Below are 17,462 nucleotides of genomic sequence, written 5' to 3' on the forward strand. Positions count from 1 at the left end.
CTCATCTGTCCCTTGCACCCCAAAATCCTCCCCCGTCACAGGGGTGATGGGCGGGACATCCCGGCGCGTGTCGCGGAATGGGCCGGGTCGAGCGAGGCGTCACGCCCCGACGGTTGCCAGCCATTCGCTGTAGAACAGCGCGACGCCCAGCCCGCAGGCGATCGCGGTGAGCAACCAGAACCGGATGATCACCGTCGTCTCGGCCCAGCCCACCAGTTCGAAGTGGTGGTGGAACGGCGCCATCCGGAACACCCGGCGGCCCGTCGTGCGGAACGCGAGGATCTGCACCACCACCGAGGTCACCTCGGCGACGAACAGGGCGCCGAGCACGATCGCCAGCGTCTCGGTGCGGCTGGTGACCGACAGGCCGGCGATGATGCCGCCGAGCGCCAGCGAGCCGGTGTCGCCCATGAAGATCTTGGCCGGCGCGGCGTTCCACCAGAGGAAGCCGATGCAGGCGCCCGCGGTGGCCGCGGCGACGAGTGCCAGGTCCAGCGGGTCGCGCACGTTGTAGCAGCCGAGTCCAGGGCTGGTGGCGCAGGCGTTGCGGAACTGCCAGAACGTGATGATCACGTAGGCGGCGGTCACCATCGCCATCGCGCCGGCGGCGAGCCCGTCGAGGCCGTCGGTGAGGTTCACGGCGTTCGACCAGGCGCTGACCAGGACGACGACGAACAGGATGAAGACCGCCGGGGCGAACGTCACCGTGGCGATCTCGCGGACGTAGGACAGCTCGGGGCTGCCGGGGGTCAGACCGTCGGGGTTGCGGAACTGCAGCGCCAGCACGCCGAACAGCACGGCCGCCGTCAGCTGGCCGACGGTCTTGGCGGTCTTGTTGAGCCCGAGGTTGCGCGACCGGCGGATCTTGATCAGGTCGTCGACGAAGCCCACCGCGCCCAGCGCCGTCGCCAGCCCGAGCACCAGCAGGCCCGACGCCGAGGGGCCGCGGCCGTCGAGCGCCAGCCCGACGAGGTGGGTACCGAGGTAGCCCGCCCAGATGCCGGCGAGGATCGCGACGCCGCCCATCGACGGGGTGCCGCGCTTCTTCTGGTGGCTGGGCGGACCGTCCTCGCGGATCTCCTGGCCGAAGCCCTGCCGGGTGAACAGCCGGATCAGCGCCGGGGTCAGCAGGATCGACACCGCCAGCGCGATGCCGACGGCGATCAGTATCTGTCTCACGCTGAGTCCATCCCCCGGTCGCTGCGCTCCTGCCCGCCGGGACGCCCCTCCGCGGCCAGCGCGTCGGCGAGCGGGCCGAGCCCGGCCGAGTTGGAGGCCTTCACCAGCACCACGTCGCCCGCGCGCAGCTCGGAGCGCAGCAGGTCCAGCGCGGCGTCCGCGTCGGGGACCATCATGGACTCACTGCCCCACGATCCCTCCATGACGGCCCCGTGATGCATGGCGCTCATGGACCTCCCGGTTCCGACGACGACGAGCCGTGACACATCTAAGCGCACGGACAGACGACCGATGCTGTCATGTTCGCCGATCGCGTCGTCACCGAGTTCGGCCATCTCGCCCAGGACGGCCCAGCTCCGGCGCGCCGAACCGCCGGTCGTCTCCCCCGACCTGGCCATCCACGCCAGGGCCTTGAGACCGGCCCGCATCGAGTCGGGATTTGCGTTGTAGGCGTCGTTGACGATGGTGACCCCGTCGGCGCGGGTGCTCACCTGCATGCGGCGCCGGGACACCGGTCCGGCACCCGCGAGCGCCGTCGCCACCGTGTCGAGGTCCGCGCCGCATTCCAGCGCCACGGCCGCCGCGCACAGCGCGTTGGACACCTGGTGATCGCCGTGCACGGCCAGCCGCACCGGCACCTCGCCGCCGGCCGCGTGCAGGGTGAAGCTCGGCCGCGCGAGGTCGTCGAGTGCCACGTCGGCGGCCCAGACGTCGGCGCCGGGACCGCGTGCCACCCGCACGACGCGGGCCGCGGTGACGTCGGCCATCGCGGCGACGGCGGCGTCGTCGGCGTTCAGGATCACCACGCCGGACGATGGAACCGCTTGCGGCAGTTCGGACTTTGTGGCCGCGATGGCGTCGCGCGAGCCGAACTCGCCGAGGTGGGCGGTGCCGACGTTGAGCACCACCCCGATCGACGGCGGGGCGATGGCCGCCAGCGCGGCGATGTTGCCGGGGTGGCGCGCCGACATCTCGAGGATGAGGTAGTCGGTCGACGGGGTCGCGCGCAGCACCGTCCAGGGGTGGCCCAGTTCGTTGTTGAACGACCCCGGCGGGGCGATCACCTCGCCGAGCGGTTCGAGGACGGCGGCCAGCAGGTCCTTGGTGGAGGTCTTGCCCGAGGACCCGGTGACGCCGACGATCGTCAGCCCGGTGGCGGTCAGCTCCGCGGCCACCGCCGAGGCCAGTCGGGCCAGGGCGGCGAGGACCGCCGCGCCGGAGCCGTCGGTGTCGTGTTCGAGGACGCCGGAGTCCCGGTCCCCCGCCGTCGGCGCGGGCGGCACCACGATCGCGGGCACGCCCACCGGGCGCGCGGCCAGGACGGCGACCGCACCCGCGGCCACCGCGGCGGCGGCGAAGTCGTGTCCGTCGGTGCGCGCACCGGGCAGCGCGAGGAACAGTCCGCCGGGACGTACCTCACGGGAGTCGAACTCGACGGTGCCGGTGACGCGGATCCGGTCGGCCTCCGCGGCCGGGACGTCGACGACGGTGCCGCCGACGATCTCCGCGATCCGGGCTAGCGAGAGGTCGATCACGGGTGCGCCCCCAGTTTCCGTAGCGCCGAGGCGAGTTCGTCACGGTCGTCGAACGGACGGGTGCTGCCCCCGGCGGTCTGTCCCGCCTCGTGCCCCTTGCCCGCGACCAGCACGACGTCGCCGTCGCGCGCCCACCGCACGGCGTGCTCGATGGCGGCGGCGCGGTCACCGATCTCCACGACGTCGGTCGAGGCGCCGGCACCGGCACGCGCGCCCGACATCACGGCGGCCCGGATGAGCCCGGGATCCTCGTCGCGCGGGTTGTCGTCGGTGACCACCACCAGGTCGGCGAGTTCGGCCGAGACACGGCCCATCGGCTCGCGCTTGCCCTGGTCGCGGTTGCCGCCGGCGCCGATGACCACGGCGATCCGGCCCGACGTCTGCTCGCGCAGCGTGTCGAGCACCGCGCGCAACGCGCCCGGCTTGTGGGCGTAGTCGACGACCGCGAGGAAGCCCTGCCCCTCGTCGATGGGCTGCAGCCGGCCCGGCACGCTCGCGCCGCGCAAGCCGTCGGCGGCCTGCTCCGGGGACACGCCGACGGCATCGAGCAGGGCGACGGCGAGCAGGCAGTTCGCCACGTTGTAGCGGCCGGGCAGCGCCACGTGCATCCGGTGGCGCGCCCCGGCCGGGTCCACGGCGACGAAGTCCTGGCCGCCGAGCTCGGCGAGGCGCACGTCCTCGGCGCGCCACCCGTCGCCGTGGCCGTCGAGGCTCACCGTGACCGGCGCCGCCGACCGCCGGGCGATCTCCCGGCCGGCGTCGTCGTCGATGCAGACCACCGACGCGTCGGCGTGCGTCGGCGCGGCCGGGTCGAACAGCCGCGCCTTGGCGTCGAGGTAGTCGGCCATCGTGGGGTGGAAGTCGAGGTGGTCGCGGGACAGGTTGGTGAACCCGCCTACGGCGAAGTGCACGGCGTCGACCCGCCCGAGGGTCAGGGCGTGGCTCGACACCTCCATCACCACGGTGTCGACCCCACGCTCGAGCATCACGGCGAGCAGGGCCTGCAGGTCGGGCGCCTCGGGGGTGGTGAGCGCGCTGGGCTCGTCGCGGCCGTCGATGCGGATGCCGACGGTGCCGATCAGCCCCGCGACCCGCCCCGCGGCGCGCAGCCCGGCCTCGACGAGATAGGTGGTGGTGGTCTTGCCCGAGGTGCCGGTGACCCCGACGACCCGCAGGTGTTCGGAGGGGTTGCCGTAGACGGTGGCCGCGGCCGCGCCGAGCACCGTGCGGGGCGCCGGGTGGACGAGCACGGGGACGTCGACGCCGGTGATCTGGGCGGCGCCCTCGGGATCGGTGAGCACGGCGACCGCGCCGCGGCCCACGGCATCGGCGACGTACCGGGCGCCGTGCACCGACGCGCCGGGCAGGGCGGCGAACAGGTCACCGGGCCGGGCGTCCTGGCCGCGCAGCGTGACGCCGGTGATCTCGGGGTTCGGACCGGTCGACGTCGAGTCGGCGTGGAGGGACTCCGCGAGGTGCGCGAGATCGGCACCGACGGGGTGCGAGGGACGCAACATCATGGCGTTGACACAGTACCGGCCCGGTGCGGTCGGACCCGCCGCGTCAGCCCTGCAGTACCAGCGGGCCACCGGGGTCCGGCGACAGCGGCACGTTCTCGCGCTGCAGCAGCCACGACGCGATGTTGTGGAACAGCGGCGCCGACGTCGTGCCCGGCTGGCCGTCCGCGGTGCGATGCGGGTTGTCCATCATCACGCCGACCACGTAGCGCGGATCGTTGGACGGCACCATGCCGGCGAAGGTGATCCAGTAGACGTCGTCGTAGTAGCAGCCGCAGCCGGGGTTGATCTGCTGGGCGGTTCCGGTCTTGCCCGCGATCTGGTAGCCCTCGACCGACGCCTGCCACCCGGTGCCCTGCTGGACGCCCGTCGGGTCGCGCTGAATGGTGGCGCGCAACATGTTCCGCACCGCCTCGGCCGTCGGGGCGGACACGACGCGGACGCCCTCGGGCCGGTCCTCGTCGGTGCGGGTCCCGTCGGCGGCCACGATCGACTTGATGATGCGCGGCGGGATGCGGACACCGTCGTTGGCGATGGCCTGGTACATGCCGGTCATCTGCAGCAGGGTCATCGAAAGACCCTGTCCGATGGGCAGGTTCGCGAACGAGCTGCCCGACCACTGGTCGATCGGCGGAACCAGACCGGAACTCTCGCCCGGCAGGCCGACGCCGGTGCGGGCGCCCAGCCCGAACTTCTCGGCCATCTCGGCCCAGCGCTCCGGGCCGACGCGCTGCGACAGCATCAGGGTGCCGACGTTCGAGGACTTCCCGAACACGCCCGTGGTGGTGTACGGCATCACGCCGTGGGACCAGGCGTCGCGGACGGTGACGCCGCCCATGTCGATGGAGCCGGGTACCTGCAGCACCTCGTCGGGGGTGGTGAGGCCGTACTCGATGGCCGACGCCGCGGTGACGATCTTGTTGACCGATCCCGGCTCGAACGGCGAGGTGACCGACAGGTTGCCCAGTTCGCGGTCCTCCTGCCTGCCGAGGTCCTGACTCGGGTCGAACGTGTTGTCGTTCGACATGGCCAGCACCTCACCGGTCTTCGAGTCGAGTACGACCGCGGAGACGTTCTTGGCGCCGGAGAGGTTCTTGGCCTGCTGCACCTGCTGCTGGACGTAGAACTGGATGTCGTCGTCGATGGTCAGCTCGACGGTGGCCCCGTCGACCGCGTCGTGGCGGTTGCGGTAGCTGCCCGGGATCACGACGCCGTCGGAGCCGCGGTCGTAGGTGACCGCGCCGTCGGTGCCGGCGAGCTTGGAGTCGAGCGAGTCCTCGAGGCCGAGCAGGCCGTGGCCGTCCCAGTCGATGCCGCCGACGATGTTGGCGGCCAGCGAGCCGCCGGGGTACTGCCGGATGTCCTGGCGCTCGGCGCCGATCTCCGGATACTTCGTCATGATCGCCTCGGCAATCGCGGGATCGACCGCGCGGGCCAGGTAGACGAACGAGTCCCTGCCCGAGAGCTTCTTGAGCAGCGTCGGTGCATCGGGCTTGCCGTTGAGCAGACCCGAGACGCCGGAGGCGATCTCGGCCAGCCGCTTCGACGGCTCGGGTGCCGACGGCTCGGCGGCCTTGGCGTCGGCGAGCTGCTTCTGGATCTTGGCCGGCTGGAAGGTCAGCGCCCTGGCCTCGATGGTGAAGGCGAGCTTGTCGCTGTTGCGGTCCACGATGCTGCCGCGGACCGCCGGGTCGATGTCGGTGACCTTGAGCTGACCGGCGGCCTCCGCGCGCAGCCCCTCGGCGCGGGGAACCTGCAGCATGAAGAGCTGGACGCCCGCGACGACGAGCACGAGGGCGATGACGATGTTGCCCGCGCGGTGCCGGAACGCGAAGGACGATCCACGGGATCCGCTGTCGGGCAGCGGTTCCCGGACCCGGCGGGCGCGGGCGGAGTGCGGCTGGTCGACGCGACCCCGGCTCGCGGGCGGTGTGCGACGCTTCCCACCCCAGCTCATGCGGGTGCCCCCGGCACCGGCACGGCCACCTCGGCGGGCGGTGGCTCGACGGCGACGGGCGGTCCCGGCAGGGCCGGCGCCTGGGCGACGGCGAGGTGTTCGGCGTCGGCGACCGGCGGGGCCAGTGGCGCGGGTGCGGGCGCGAGGGCCGGTACGGGTGCTGCGACGGGCGCGGGGAGTTCGGCGCCGGGCACGATGGGCGCGGCAGCCGGGACGGGCGCCCCGGGGGCCTGCGGCGCCGCGAGCGGCGTTCCGGCGACCGGGATCTCGGGGGTGCCGGGCAGTGCCTGCCGGTCGGGCATCCGCACCGTCAGCTCGCGCGGTTCCACGACGCGGGGCGCGGGTGCCGGCGGCGGGGCGGGCGGACCGGGCTCGGGCAGCGGCATGTTGAGCGGCGGCGGCTGGACGCCCTCCGCGGGCTTGGGCGTGCCGACCACGATCCACGTGCCGGCCGGGTCCTGCACCAGGTGCGCGGTGTCGCGGGACGGGATCATGCCGAGCTGGCGCGCGGACTCGGCCAGGGCCGGTGCGGCCTGCGCCTCGAGGACGTCGCGCTCGAGGGCGTCCTTCTGTTGCATCAGAGCCTGATTGGTCTGCCGGGCGTGGCCGAGTTCGTAGGACCGCTCGGCGGCGTCGGTGGACAGCCACAGCGTGACGCCCAGGCCGATGCCCAGTGCGCCGATCACCAGCACCACGAAGGGCACCCGGCTGACCAGTTCGCGGGGGTTGAGTTCGATCGACGACAGCCGGACGAGCAGACGCTCGCGCAACGGCGGCCGAACGATCTTCGGCGCCTTGGCCTTGCGCGCCTTGGCCCTGGCCTTGGCCTGCGCCGCGTTCTTGGGGCGGCCGGGCGCCTCGACGGGACGCGGGATCGGGCTGGTCTGCGGGCCCGTGCCCTTGGGGGTGCGTGCGGGACGCTGATCCCGGGCGGGCCTGGGCCCGCGGGTCGGGGCGTCGCCGGTGCGACGGGCCGTGGCTCCCGAGGGACGGCGGCGCTCGTCGCCTCGCCGCACGTTCCCCCGACCCGGATTCTTCGAGTGCACCGGTTCCTTGCGTTTGGCCATTAGGAGACGTCCCTTCCTGCAGCCCGTTCCAGGGCCCTGAGCCGAACCGATGCACTGCGGGGGTTCTGATCGATCTCGACGTCGTTCGCCTTCTCGGCGCCGCGCGTCAGTGCGGTGAAGAGTGGTTCGTGGCCGGGCAACTCCATCGGCAGGCCGGCCGGGGTCCGCGACGCGGTCGCGTCGGCGAAGAGGCCCTTGACGATCTTGTCCTCGAGCGACTGGTAGGCCATGACGACGATGCGGCCGCCGGTGGCCAGCGCGTCGAGCGCGGCGGGCAGCGCCTCGCGCAGCGACTCGAGTTCGGCGTTGACGACGGTGCGCAGCGCCTGGAACGTCCGCTTCGCGGGGTGGCCGCCGGTGCGCCGGGTCGCCGCGGGGATCGCGGTGTAGAGCACCTCGACCAGTTCGCCGGTCGTCCGCAGCGGCTGCTGGGCGCGCCGGCGACCGATCTCGGCGGCGATCCGGGAGGCGAAGCGTTCGTCGCCGAACTCGCGCAGGACGCGCGCGAGATCCCGGACGCCGTAGGTGTTCACCACGTCGGCGGCGGTGAGCGGCGCGTCGGGGTCCATCCGCATGTCGAGCGGTGCGTCCTGCGAGTAGGAGAAGCCGCGCTCGGCGCGGTCGAGCTGCATGGACGACACCCCGAGGTCGAACAGGACGCCGTCGACGACCGGCTCGGTGCGCTCGTCCCAGTAGCCGTCGTAGCGGGTCCGGACCAGTCGGACGCGGTCGCCGAACGGGGCGAGCCGCTCTCCGGCGAGCGCGAGGGCGGTGGGGTCGCGGTCGAGTCCGACGAGGGACAGACCGGGGAGATCAGTGAGGAAGCGCTCGGCGTGACCGCCCGCGCCGAGGGTGGCGTCGACCAGGACTGCGCCGGATCCGTCGGCGGCGTGCCGGGTGAGCGCGGGCAGCAGCAGTTCGACGCAGCGGTCCAGCATGACGGGGACGTGGGGCGCCCGGCCGGATTCGGCGGGGGCGGCGTCGGAGTGGTCGGCCATGATCGACCCCCTCCCCTCGCTCAGGCGTCTGCGATGTGGTGCCCCTGCATCGAGGTCTCTGTCCGAGGGTGCGAACCTGGCGTCGGGGAAGTACGTCAGGGTCGGTTCGGGCAGAGGCCACGATGCACGGGCCGCATCGAGGTCGAACTGTGAATCAGATGATGTCGCGCAGAGTTTCATCGCTGGCCGAGGAGAAGTTCTCTTCGTGTGCGGCCTGGTATTCCTGCCAGGCCTGTGCATCCCAGATCTCGAGGTACGTGATCGAACCGGTGACCACGCACTCCTTGGTCAGGTCCGCGTACCGACGGTGGTCGGCCGTGAGCGTGATCCGGCCCTGCGCGTCCGGATGCTGCTCGTCGGTCGCCGCGGCGAGGTTTCGCAGGTAGGCCCTGGCCTCCGGATTGCTCCGCGATGCCTGCGTCAGCCGTTCCGCGAGTGCCTCGAACTCGGCACGCGGGTAGACGGCGAGGCTGTGGTCCTGACTCTTGGTGACCATCAACCCCCCTGCCAGCGCGTCGCGGAACTTGGCGGGCAGCGTGAGCCGCCCCTTGTCGTCGAGCTTGGGCGTGTAGGTGCCGAGAAACATCTCGCCACCTCCCACTCGGGTGAACCCGAGTTGCTTCTGCCTGCCGAGGCGGAGCACCACTCGCTCCGTTGTCCGCCACTTTACCCCACAATCCCCCACAACGCGCCACCGAATGGGAAGAAGTCTCCCCGTTCCCCCACCGACGTCGCCTTTTGCCGTAATCAGCACGTGGCCGGCCGGAAGCGGTCACGGTGCCGACGCGCGAAACAGCAGCTCAGGGGCCCATCGCAGCGGTGTGGGGGGTGGTGGGGCGTCGGGCGTCGCCAACAGTGAGGCGGACCGCCGTGCGGCGTGTCGCGCGCATGAAAAAAGGGGCAGCTCCTGGTGTGGAGCTACCCCTGGGACGAGTGTGGGACTACTCGTCGAAGCGCTTGCGGAACCGGTCCTCCATGCGACTGGTGAACGAGCCGCCACCGCCGCCACCCTTGGCCTTGCGCGGCCGCGCCGAGCCGTTACCGGTCTCGGGTGCGGACTTGTCGCGTCCGCCGGCGACGCGCGGGCCGGTGATCGCGAAGACGACGCCGCCGAACATCACGATGAACCCGACCACCGAGAGCACCGGCAGGCTGCCGACCCAGGTGGCCTTGAGCGCGATGCCCGCGACGAGGAGCGCGAGACCGACGAGGAACAGCACGCCGCCCTGGAGCCTGCGTCGCGCCGAGGGTGCCCGCAGGTTGCCCCCGCGGACGCTCGAGGCGAATTTGGGGTCCTCGGCATAGAGCGCGCTCTCGATCTGGTCGAGCATGCGCTGCTCATGATCGGAGAGTGGCATCCGTGCCTCCCAATTCCTGCGGCCGTAAAGATCGTCCGAACTCGTACGAGACGGTGAGTGCCCGCGGTGCGGATACCCAACACTCATGATACGAGGTCAATCTGAGCCGTACCACCTAGTTCGATCCTCGATTGTACGACCAGGCCCATTCGACCGAGGTGCCACGTCGACCGTGCGGGCATCGGGCGGATAATGGGGCTGACTCCGGACACCGGGCGGCCACCCCGCCGGGGCCCCGGCCCACCACTTTCGCGAAGGGCATCACGAGGTTGGCGACGTTCCTGATCGACCTGTCGACGGCCGACATGCAACGACGCCTCGGTGACGCGCTCACCGTCTACGTCGCCGCCATGCGCTACCCCCGCGGCACCGAGGAGCAGCGGGCCTCGATGTGGCTGGAACACACCCGCAGGCAGGGCTGGAAGGCCGTCGCCGCCGTTCAGGCGGCCGACGACGCCGCGGAGACCCTGGCCGCGGCACCGATCCTCGGCGTCGCCTACGGCTACTGCGGGTCCCCCGACCAGTGGTGGCAGCAGCAGGTGGTCGCGGGGCTGCAGCGCGGCGGAACCGACGCCGGCCGGATCACCGAGCTGATGAACGGCTACTTCGAACTCACCGAACTGCACATCCATCCCGACGCGCAGGGCCAGGGCCTCGGCGAGGCGCTCGCACGGCGGCTGCTCGCCGACCGTGACGAATCCCACGTGTTGCTGTCGACACCGGAGATCAGCGGAGAGGAGAACCGCGCCTGGCGGCTCTACCGCCGGCTCGGCTTCACCGACGTGATCCGCGGCTACCACTTCGCCGGAGATCCGCGGCCCTTCGCCATCCTCGGCCGCACGCTGCCGCTTTGACCGCCCGCCCGCCACGCGATCTGGCACGATGACCCGGTGCTCGTGAGCAACCGCAGGCGAAGCAAGCGACTCGTCGCCCTCCTCCTCCTCGTCGTCATCGTGCCCGTCGCCGCGGGCTGTGTGCGCGTCCGCGCGTCGATCACCGTCTCCCCCGACGACCGGGTGTCCGGCCAGATCATCGCCGCGGCGCAACCGCGGGACGACGACGACAAGGGCCCGCAGCTGCTCAACACGCTGCCGTTCAGCAACAAGATCTCCGTCTCGTCCTACGAACGCGACGACTACGTCGGGTCCCAGGCCGTGTTCTCCGACCTGACGTTCGCCGAACTCCCCCAGCTCGCCGGCATGAACCGGGACGCCGCGGGCGTCGACATCTCGCTGCGCCGCGCCGGCGACCTCGTCATCCTCGAGGGCCGCGCCGACCTGACGTCGCTGAACGACCCGGAGGCGGACGTGTCGCTGAGCGTCTCCTTCCCCGGCGAGGTGACGTCCACCAACGGTGACCAGGTGTCCTCGGAGATCGTCGAGTGGAAGCTGCGGCCCGGCGTCGTGAGCACCATGAACGCCCAGGCCCGCTACACCGACCCGAGCGCGCGGTCGTTCACCGGCGCCGCGATCTGGCTGTCGCTGGGCGCGTTCGTGGTCGCGGGCATCATCGGCTGGCTCGCCTGGGCGAGCCGCGACCGCAGTCCGGTGGTCGCCAGCCCACAGCACCCGCAGCACTGAGCAGGCTCTACTCTTCAATGACTCCCCAGCGGCACTCCCGAGGTGCCCGGGTCCGAGAAAGGGGCATGCCCTGACCACCAGCGGAGAGCCCGGAGCCGCCGAACTGGCGGCGGCGGTCACCGACGAACTGAGCGCGTACCTCGGCGAGCGCCGCGGCGATGCGGCCTACATCGGCGCCGACTACGCGGAGCTGACCGCAGGTCTCGAGGAGTTCGTCCTGCGCGGCGGCAAGCGGCTGCGGCCCCTGTTCGCGTACTGGGGCTGGCGCGCCGTCGCCGACCCCGCCACCGTCGGCGACCCGCTGCGGCCCGACGTGCTGCGCCTGCTCGGCGCCCTCGAACTGCTGCACGCCTGCGCGCTGATCCACGACGACGTCATCGACGCCTCGGCCACCCGCCGCGGCCTGCCGACGGTGCACCACCTGTTCGCCGACGTGCACCGCACCCGGGACTGGCACGGCTCGCCCGCGCAGTTCGGGCTGTCGGCGGCGATCCTCATGGGCGACCTGTCGCTGGTCTGGGCCGACGACGTGATCGCCGACGCCGGACTCACCCCCGATGCGGCCCGACGCGTCCGCCGGGTCTGGGCCGACATCCGCACCGAGGTGCTCGGCGGCCAGTACCTCGACATCGCCGCCGAAGCGGGTCGCGCCGAGACCGTCGCATCGGCGATGAACGTCAACACGTTCAAGACCGCGTCGTACACGGTGTCGCGGCCCCTGCAGTTCGGGGCTGCCGCCGCCGCCGACCGGCCCGACGTGCTGGCGATCTTCCACGAGGTCGGCACCGACCTGGGGGTGGCCTTCCAGCTGCGCGACGACGTGCTCGGCGTCTTCGGCGATCCGGTGGTGACCGGCAAGCCCTCGGGTGACGACCTGCGCTCCGGCAAACGCACCGTCCTGCTCGCCGAGGCGCTCGAGCGGGCCGACCGCACCGACCCCGTCGTCGCCAAGCTGCTCCGCACGTCCGTCGGCACCGACCTGACCGACGCCCAGGTGGGCGACCTCTGCTCGGCCATCGAATCGGTGGGTGCGCTGGCCGCGGTCGAGACGCACATCGCCGAACTCACCTCCCGCGGCCTCGAGGTGCTGGCGGCCGCGCCCATCGACGATGCCGCCAAGGTCGGTCTGGCCGAACTCGCCGGATTGGCGTCGAACCGGACCGCCTGACGCCCATGGCCACCCCCACGTCTCCCCCGACCGCGGACGCGGCGTCGCACGCCCCGGGCGGGGTGTCGCGGCTGCTGGCGTTCACCAGGTCGCAGGAGGCCCGGCCCGCGCTGCTCGGCTTCCTCGGCGCGTGGCTGATCACCCTCGGCGGACTCGGCGCGGGCAGCACCCGACTGCACGATCCGCTCCTGGAGTCGCTGCACCTGTCGTGGCTCCGCTTCGGTCACGGCCTGGTGGTCTCGTCGATCCTGCTGTGGGGCGGCGTCGCGGTGATGCTGTACTCCTGGCTGTGGCTCGGCAGGCGGGTGGTGGACCGCACCGCCTCCGAGTACACGATGGTCGCGACCACCGGATTCTGGCTCGCGCCACTGCTTCTCAGCGTGCCGGTGTTCAGCCGCGACACCTACTCCTACCTCGCGCAGGGCGCGCTGCTGCGCGACGGCCTCGACCCGTACGTCGTCGGCCCCGTCGACAACGTCAACTCGCTGCTGGACAACGTCAGCCCGATCTGGACGACCACCACCGCGCCGTACGGACCGGCGTTCATCATGGTCGCCAAGTTCGTGACGCTGGTGGTCGGCGAGGACGTGGTGGCCGGCACCATGCTGCTGCGGCTGTGCATGCTGCCCGGACTCGTCCTGCTGATCTGGGCGGCGCCCCGGGTGGCGCGGCGGCTGGGCGCCAACGGCGCTGCGGCGCTCTGGATCTGCGTGCTGAACCCGCTGGTGATCATCCACCTGATGGGTGGCGTGCACAACGAGATGCTCATGGTCGGGCTGATGATGGCGGCGATCGCGCTCACCCTCGCCGACCGGCCGGCGTGGGGCGTGTCGCTGATCGCGCTGGCCGTTGCGGTCAAGGCCACCGCGGGCCTCGCGCTGCCGTTCATGGTGTGGATGTGGATGCACCGGCTGCAGGCGAGGCGCGACCTGGGCGCGGTCCGCGCCTTCTCGATCGCCACGGCCGCGTCCGCGGCAATCTTCGTGCTCGTGTTCGCGGTGGTGTCGCTGCTCGCCGGCGTCGGACTGGGCTGGCTCACCGCGCTCGCGGGCTCGGTGAAGATCATCAACTGGCTGACGCTGCCGACCGCCGCGGCCAACCTCGTCAACGCCGTCGTCGGGCTGGTGGTGCCCGTCAACTTCTACGCGGTGCTCGAGGTCACCCGCATCATCGGCATCGCGGTCATCGCGATCGCGCTGCCGCTGCTGTGGTGGCGGTTCCGCCACGACGACCGGGAGGCACTGACGGGCATCGCGCTGGCGATGCTGGTGGTAGTGCTGTTCGTGCCCGCCGCGCTGCCCTGGTACTACACCTGGCCGCTCGCGGTGGTGTCGGTGCTGGCGCAGACCCGCGGCGCCATCGCGCTGATCGCCGGGTTCTCCACGTGGATCATGGTGATCTTCAAACCCGATGGCTCACACGGCATGTACTCGTGGCTGCACGTCCTGCTCGCCACCGCACTCGCCGTCGCCGCCTGGTACTCGCTGTCGCGGGCGCGAGAGCCCGAGTCAGTAGGCCATGGCTTGGGCGCGCCGTAGCACCTCGCGCGCCTGATGGCTGTGCAGCGCGTCGACCGGCCGGGCGTTCTCCTGCGGTGCGGCGCCGCCGTCGCGGGTGATGGTCAGCGAGGGGTCGGGCGTGAACAGCCACCGCACGATCTCGGTCTCGCGGTAGCCGCCGTCGTGCAGCACGACGAGCAGACCGGGCAGCGACTTCACCACCGTCCCGTCGGTGTCGAAGAAGGCCTTCGGCACGACGACGACGCCCTTGCGGCGGACGCCGAGCAGGTGCCGTTCCTTGAGGTGCTGCAGCACCTTGGTGACCGGGATGCGGAGGAGGGAGGCGACGGCGGGTAGGTCGAGGACCGCCTCGTCGGGGTCGAGGACGTCGTCGGCGGCCGGAATGGTGCTCACGGCACCGAGTCTAAGATGCACGCGTGGAGTCCAGCCAGCGCATCGACCCTCTCGTCGGTGCCATCCTGGACGGGCGGTACCGCGTCGACACCCCGATCGCGACCGGCGGCATGTCCACCGTGTACCGCGGGCTCGACGTCCGGCTCGACCGGCCCGTCGCGCTGAAGGTGATGGATTCCCGCTATGCCGGCGACCAGCAGTTCCTGACGCGGTTCCAGCGCGAGGCCCGCGCGGTCGCCCGCCTGAAGGATCCCGGCCTGGTCGCGGTCTATGACCAGGGCTTCGACGGCCGACACCCGTTCCTGGTCATGGAACTCGTCGAGGGCGGGACGCTGCGCGAACTGCTGCGCGAACGCGGCCCGATGCCGCCGCACGCCGTCGCCGCCGTGCTGACGCCCGTCCTGGGCGGTCTGGCCGCCGCACACCGCGCGGGCCTGGTGCACCGCGACGTGAAGCCCGAGAACGTGCTGATCTCCGACGACGGCGAGGTCAAGATCGCCGACTTCGGTCTCGTCCGCGCCGTCGCCGAGGCGAAGATCACCTCGACCAGCGTCATCCTGGGCACCGCGGCCTATCTGTCCCCCGAGCAGGTGGGCACCGGCGATGCCGGGCCGCGCAGCGACGTATACGCCGTCGGGATCCTCGCCTACGAATTGCTCACCGGGGCCACGCCGTTCACCGGTGACAACGCCCTCAGCGTCGCCTATCAGCGGATGGACAACGACGTGCCGCCGCCGAGCGCGGCGATCAGCGGCGTGCCCGCCCGGTTCGACGAGCTGGTGGCGCGGGCGACCGCGCGCAACCCGGCCGACCGGTTCGCCGACGCGCAGGACATGGCGGCCGAACTGGACGACGTGGCCGACGAACTCGGACTGCCCGCCTTCCGGGTGCCCGCACCCGCCAACTCGGCGCAGCACGCCGCCGCCACCGCGCACCACGACCGGCTCGGCGCGCCGGTGCGGCACACCCGCCAGTTCACCAGGGGACCCGACGACTGGGCCGACGACGAGCCGGCCACCGAGGTGGTGTCGCAGCGGCAGCACCCCGAGCCCCGAACCCGTTCGGCGCGAGGCCAGTTTGCGGGCATCGAGATCGACGAGTTCGAGTGGGCGCGGCAGCGCAGCAGGCGCGTCCAGCTGTTCTGGGTGATCGCGGTGCTCGTGCTCACCGGCCTGATCGCCGCGGGCGCCTGGACGCTCGGCAGCAACCTGGCCGGCCTGCTCGCCTAGCCGGAACGGCTAGTCGCGCAGCATCTCCGCGACCAGGAACGCCAACTCCAGGCTCTGCTGGGTGTTGAGCCGCGGGTCGCACGCCGTCTCGTAGCGGCCGGCGAGGTCGGCGTCCGAGATGTCCTGCGCGCCACCGAGACACTCGGTGACGTTCTCGCCGGTGATCTCGACGTGGATGCCGCCGGGGTGGGTGCCCAGCGCGCGGTGCACCTCGAAGAAGCCCTGCACCTCGTCGACGATGCGGTCGAAGTGGCGGGTCTTGTACCCGGTGGACGACTCGTGGGTGTTGCCGTGCATCGGGTCGCACTGCCAGATCACCTGGTGACCCGACGCCTGCACCTTCTCGATGATCGGCGGCAGCGCGTCGCGCACCTTGCCGTTGCCCATCCGGCTGACGAACGTCAGACGGCCCGGCACGTTGTGCGGGTCGAGCCGCTCGACGTACTCGACGGCCAGCTCGGGCGAGGTGGACGGGCCGATCTTGACGCCGATCGGGTTGGAGATCACCTCGGCGAACGCGACGTGCGCGCCGTCGAGCTGCCGGGTGCGCTCGCCGATCCACAGGAAGTGCGCCGACAGGTCGTACAGCTTGGGGCCGTCGACGGCCTCGGCGTCCATCCGCAGCATGGCCCGCTCGTAGTCGAGCACCAGCGCCTCGTGGCTGGCGAAGATCTCCGCGGTCTGCAGGTTGCGGTCGTCGACGCCGCAGGCGCTCATGAAGCGCAGCCCGCGGTCGATCTCCCCGGCCAGCGCCTCGTAGCGCGCACCGGCGGGCGAGGTCCGGACGAACTCGCGGTTCCAGTCGTGCACCTTCTGCAGCGACGCCATGCCCGACGAGGTCAGCGCACGCACCAGGTTCATCGCGGCACTGGCGTTGGCGTAGGCCCGCACCAGCCGCGAGGCGTCGTGCTCGCGCACCGAGGCGTCGGGGGCGAACCCGTTGACCATGTCGCCGCGGTAGGACCGCAGTCCCAGCGCGTCGAGATCCGACGAGCGCGGCTTGGCGTACTGGCCGGCGATGCGGGCCACCTTGACCACCGGCATGCTGGCGCCGTAGGTGAGCACCACCGCCATCTGCAGCAGCGTGCGGATGTTGGCCTTGATGTGCGGTTCGGTGTTGTCGACGAACGTCTCCGCGCAGTCGCCACCCTGCAGGAGGAAGGCCTCGCCGCGCGCGACGGCCGCCAGGTGCTCCTTGAGCCGCTCGATCTCCGAGGGCACGGTCACCGGCGGAACGCTCTCGAGCACGGTCCGCATGGCCTTCGCCTGGCCGGCATCCCAGCCGGGCTGCTGCAACGCGGGCCGGGCCAGCGCGGCATCGAGCCGTTCCCGCAGGTCACCGGGTAGAGGCGGCAGATCCGGCAGCTGGTCGATGGGCACGTCGACTGTCCAGTTCACCCGTTCATGGTACTAGCGCGGACGAGCGAGATTTACCAGCCATACCCGCAGCTCAGGACCGTGCGGCCCACGAGCCGTCCTCCTCTTCGGTCACGAGCCGGAAGCGCACCAGGTTGTGCTTGGCGTCGACCAGCGCGTCGTGGGCGTCGCGGGGTCGCGGTGGCATGCGCGGCGAGCCGCGCTCCTCCCAGAACTGCCGCAGTTCGCGGGTGAACCGGGGTATCGCGGGCGGCAGGTCGGTCATCGGCCCCCACAGCTGGCAGAGCACCACGTGGTCGTACGCGCCGACCCAGGCCCACAGCTCGATCGGCTCGTCGCCGTCGATGCCGAAGAAGTCCTCGAGGTCGGACCGGATCTGCCGGCGTGACCGCCACGCGCTCGACGACGGCGACGGCAGCTTCGGCAGCACGTGCTTGCGTACCCAACTGCCGGCGCGGTCGGGGTCGAACTCGGTGGAGACCGCGTAGTACTCGCGGCCGTCCTCGGCGGCCACCCCGATGGAGATCAGCTCGATGGTGTAGCCGTCGTCGATGAACTCGGTGTCGTAGAAGAAGCGCATCGCC

Annotated in this window: 16 protein-coding genes; 5 read left to right on the forward strand and 11 right to left on the reverse strand. The window is 71.7% G+C overall.

Annotation, left to right across the window (positions count from 1 at the left end; genetic code table 11):
- Positions 1-99: 99 nt before the first annotated feature.
- From mraY to AC1MEY_RS11560, 8 genes are all read right to left on the reverse strand, one after another.
- On the reverse strand, positions 100-1,179 hold the full coding sequence (gene mraY, locus AC1MEY_RS11525; RefSeq protein WP_480230756.1) for a phospho-N-acetylmuramoyl-pentapeptide-transferase: 1,080 nt from the start codon (positions 1,177-1,179) through the stop codon (positions 100-102).
- Positions 1,176-2,714 (reverse strand): UDP-N-acetylmuramoyl-tripeptide--D-alanyl-D-alanine ligase, encoded by a 1,539-nt coding sequence (locus AC1MEY_RS11530; RefSeq protein WP_480230757.1) that lies wholly within the window; start codon positions 2,712-2,714, stop codon positions 1,176-1,178. The genes mraY and AC1MEY_RS11530 overlap by 4 nt, the downstream gene beginning before the upstream one ends.
- Positions 2,711-4,234: a UDP-N-acetylmuramoyl-L-alanyl-D-glutamate--2,6-diaminopimelate ligase gene (locus tag AC1MEY_RS11535; protein WP_480230758.1), complete on the reverse strand. Its 1,524-nt coding sequence runs from the start codon at positions 4,232-4,234 to the stop codon at positions 2,711-2,713. Before AC1MEY_RS11535 ends, AC1MEY_RS11530 begins: the two co-directional genes overlap by 4 nt.
- 43 nt (positions 4,235-4,277) lie before the next feature.
- On the reverse strand, positions 4,278-6,188 hold the full coding sequence (locus AC1MEY_RS11540; protein ID WP_480230759.1) for a peptidoglycan D,D-transpeptidase FtsI family protein: 1,911 nt from the start codon (positions 6,186-6,188) through the stop codon (positions 4,278-4,280).
- Positions 6,185-7,255, reverse strand: coding sequence for a cell division protein FtsL (gene ftsL / locus AC1MEY_RS11545; RefSeq protein ID WP_480230760.1), 1,071 nt, complete (start codon positions 7,253-7,255; stop codon positions 6,185-6,187). Before ftsL ends, AC1MEY_RS11540 begins: the two co-directional genes overlap by 4 nt.
- Entirely contained in the window at positions 7,255-8,433 is a 1,179-nt protein-coding gene (gene rsmH, locus AC1MEY_RS11550; RefSeq protein WP_480230761.1) for a 16S rRNA (cytosine(1402)-N(4))-methyltransferase RsmH, read from the reverse strand. Before rsmH ends, ftsL begins: the two co-directional genes overlap by 1 nt.
- The gene (gene mraZ, locus AC1MEY_RS11555; RefSeq protein WP_163800082.1) at positions 8,408-8,839 is read right to left on the reverse strand and encodes a division/cell wall cluster transcriptional repressor MraZ; all 432 of its coding nucleotides are present in this window, start codon (positions 8,837-8,839) and stop codon (positions 8,408-8,410) included. Before mraZ ends, rsmH begins: the two co-directional genes overlap by 26 nt.
- A 355-nt stretch (positions 8,840-9,194) precedes the next feature.
- Positions 9,195-9,611, reverse strand: a complete 417-nt coding sequence (locus AC1MEY_RS11560) for a DUF3040 domain-containing protein (protein WP_480230762.1) — start codon at positions 9,609-9,611, stop codon at positions 9,195-9,197.
- Between the two features lie 269 nt (positions 9,612-9,880).
- On the opposite strand from AC1MEY_RS11560, the gene AC1MEY_RS11565 reads away from it, so the two are divergent.
- The 4 genes from AC1MEY_RS11565 to AC1MEY_RS11580 all read left to right on the forward strand — a co-directional run bounded on the left by AC1MEY_RS11565 (position 9,881) and on the right by AC1MEY_RS11580 (position 13,897).
- Complete coding sequence (locus AC1MEY_RS11565) at positions 9,881-10,465, forward strand: GNAT family N-acetyltransferase (RefSeq protein WP_480230763.1); 585 nt, start codon at positions 9,881-9,883, stop codon at positions 10,463-10,465.
- 36 nt (positions 10,466-10,501) lie between these two features.
- On the forward strand, positions 10,502-11,191 hold the full coding sequence (locus tag AC1MEY_RS11570; protein ID WP_480230764.1) for an LppM family (lipo)protein: 690 nt from the start codon (positions 10,502-10,504) through the stop codon (positions 11,189-11,191).
- A 103-nt stretch (positions 11,192-11,294) separates the two neighbouring features.
- Positions 11,295-12,359, forward strand: coding sequence for a bifunctional (2E,6E)-farnesyl/geranyl diphosphate synthase (gene idsA2 / locus AC1MEY_RS11575; RefSeq protein ID WP_480231431.1), 1,065 nt, complete (start codon positions 11,295-11,297; stop codon positions 12,357-12,359).
- Between the two features lie 5 nt (positions 12,360-12,364).
- Complete coding sequence (locus AC1MEY_RS11580; RefSeq protein WP_480230765.1) at positions 12,365-13,897, forward strand: alpha-(1->6)-mannopyranosyltransferase A; 1,533 nt, start codon at positions 12,365-12,367, stop codon at positions 13,895-13,897.
- Here the strand turns inward: AC1MEY_RS11580 and AC1MEY_RS11585 are convergent.
- Positions 13,868-14,272 carry an Rv2175c family DNA-binding protein gene (locus AC1MEY_RS11585; protein WP_480230766.1) on the reverse strand — a complete coding sequence of 135 codons (405 nt, stop codon included), beginning with the start codon at positions 14,270-14,272 and terminating at the stop codon, positions 13,868-13,870. The two genes, AC1MEY_RS11580 and AC1MEY_RS11585, sit on opposite strands and share 30 nt — an antisense overlap.
- 23 nt (positions 14,273-14,295) lie before the next feature.
- Between AC1MEY_RS11585 and AC1MEY_RS11590 the strand changes: the two genes are divergently transcribed.
- A complete protein-coding gene (locus AC1MEY_RS11590) occupies positions 14,296-15,501 on the forward strand; it encodes a protein kinase domain-containing protein (protein ID WP_480230767.1) in 1,206 nt (401 codons plus the stop codon).
- A 9-nt stretch (positions 15,502-15,510) separates the two neighbouring features.
- Here AC1MEY_RS11590 and AC1MEY_RS11595 read toward each other — a convergent pair whose 3' ends face one another.
- Positions 15,511-16,899 carry a class II 3-deoxy-7-phosphoheptulonate synthase gene (locus tag AC1MEY_RS11595; protein ID WP_480230768.1) on the reverse strand — a complete coding sequence of 463 codons (1,389 nt, stop codon included), beginning with the start codon at positions 16,897-16,899 and terminating at the stop codon, positions 15,511-15,513.
- A gap of 52 nt (positions 16,900-16,951) precedes the next feature.
- Positions 16,952-17,458, reverse strand: coding sequence for a polyadenylate-specific 3'-exoribonuclease AS (locus AC1MEY_RS11600; protein WP_480230769.1), 507 nt, complete (start codon positions 17,456-17,458; stop codon positions 16,952-16,954).
- Positions 17,459-17,462 lie beyond the last annotated feature (4 nt).

Source organism: Mycobacterium sp. PTI7 (assembly GCF_056679845.1).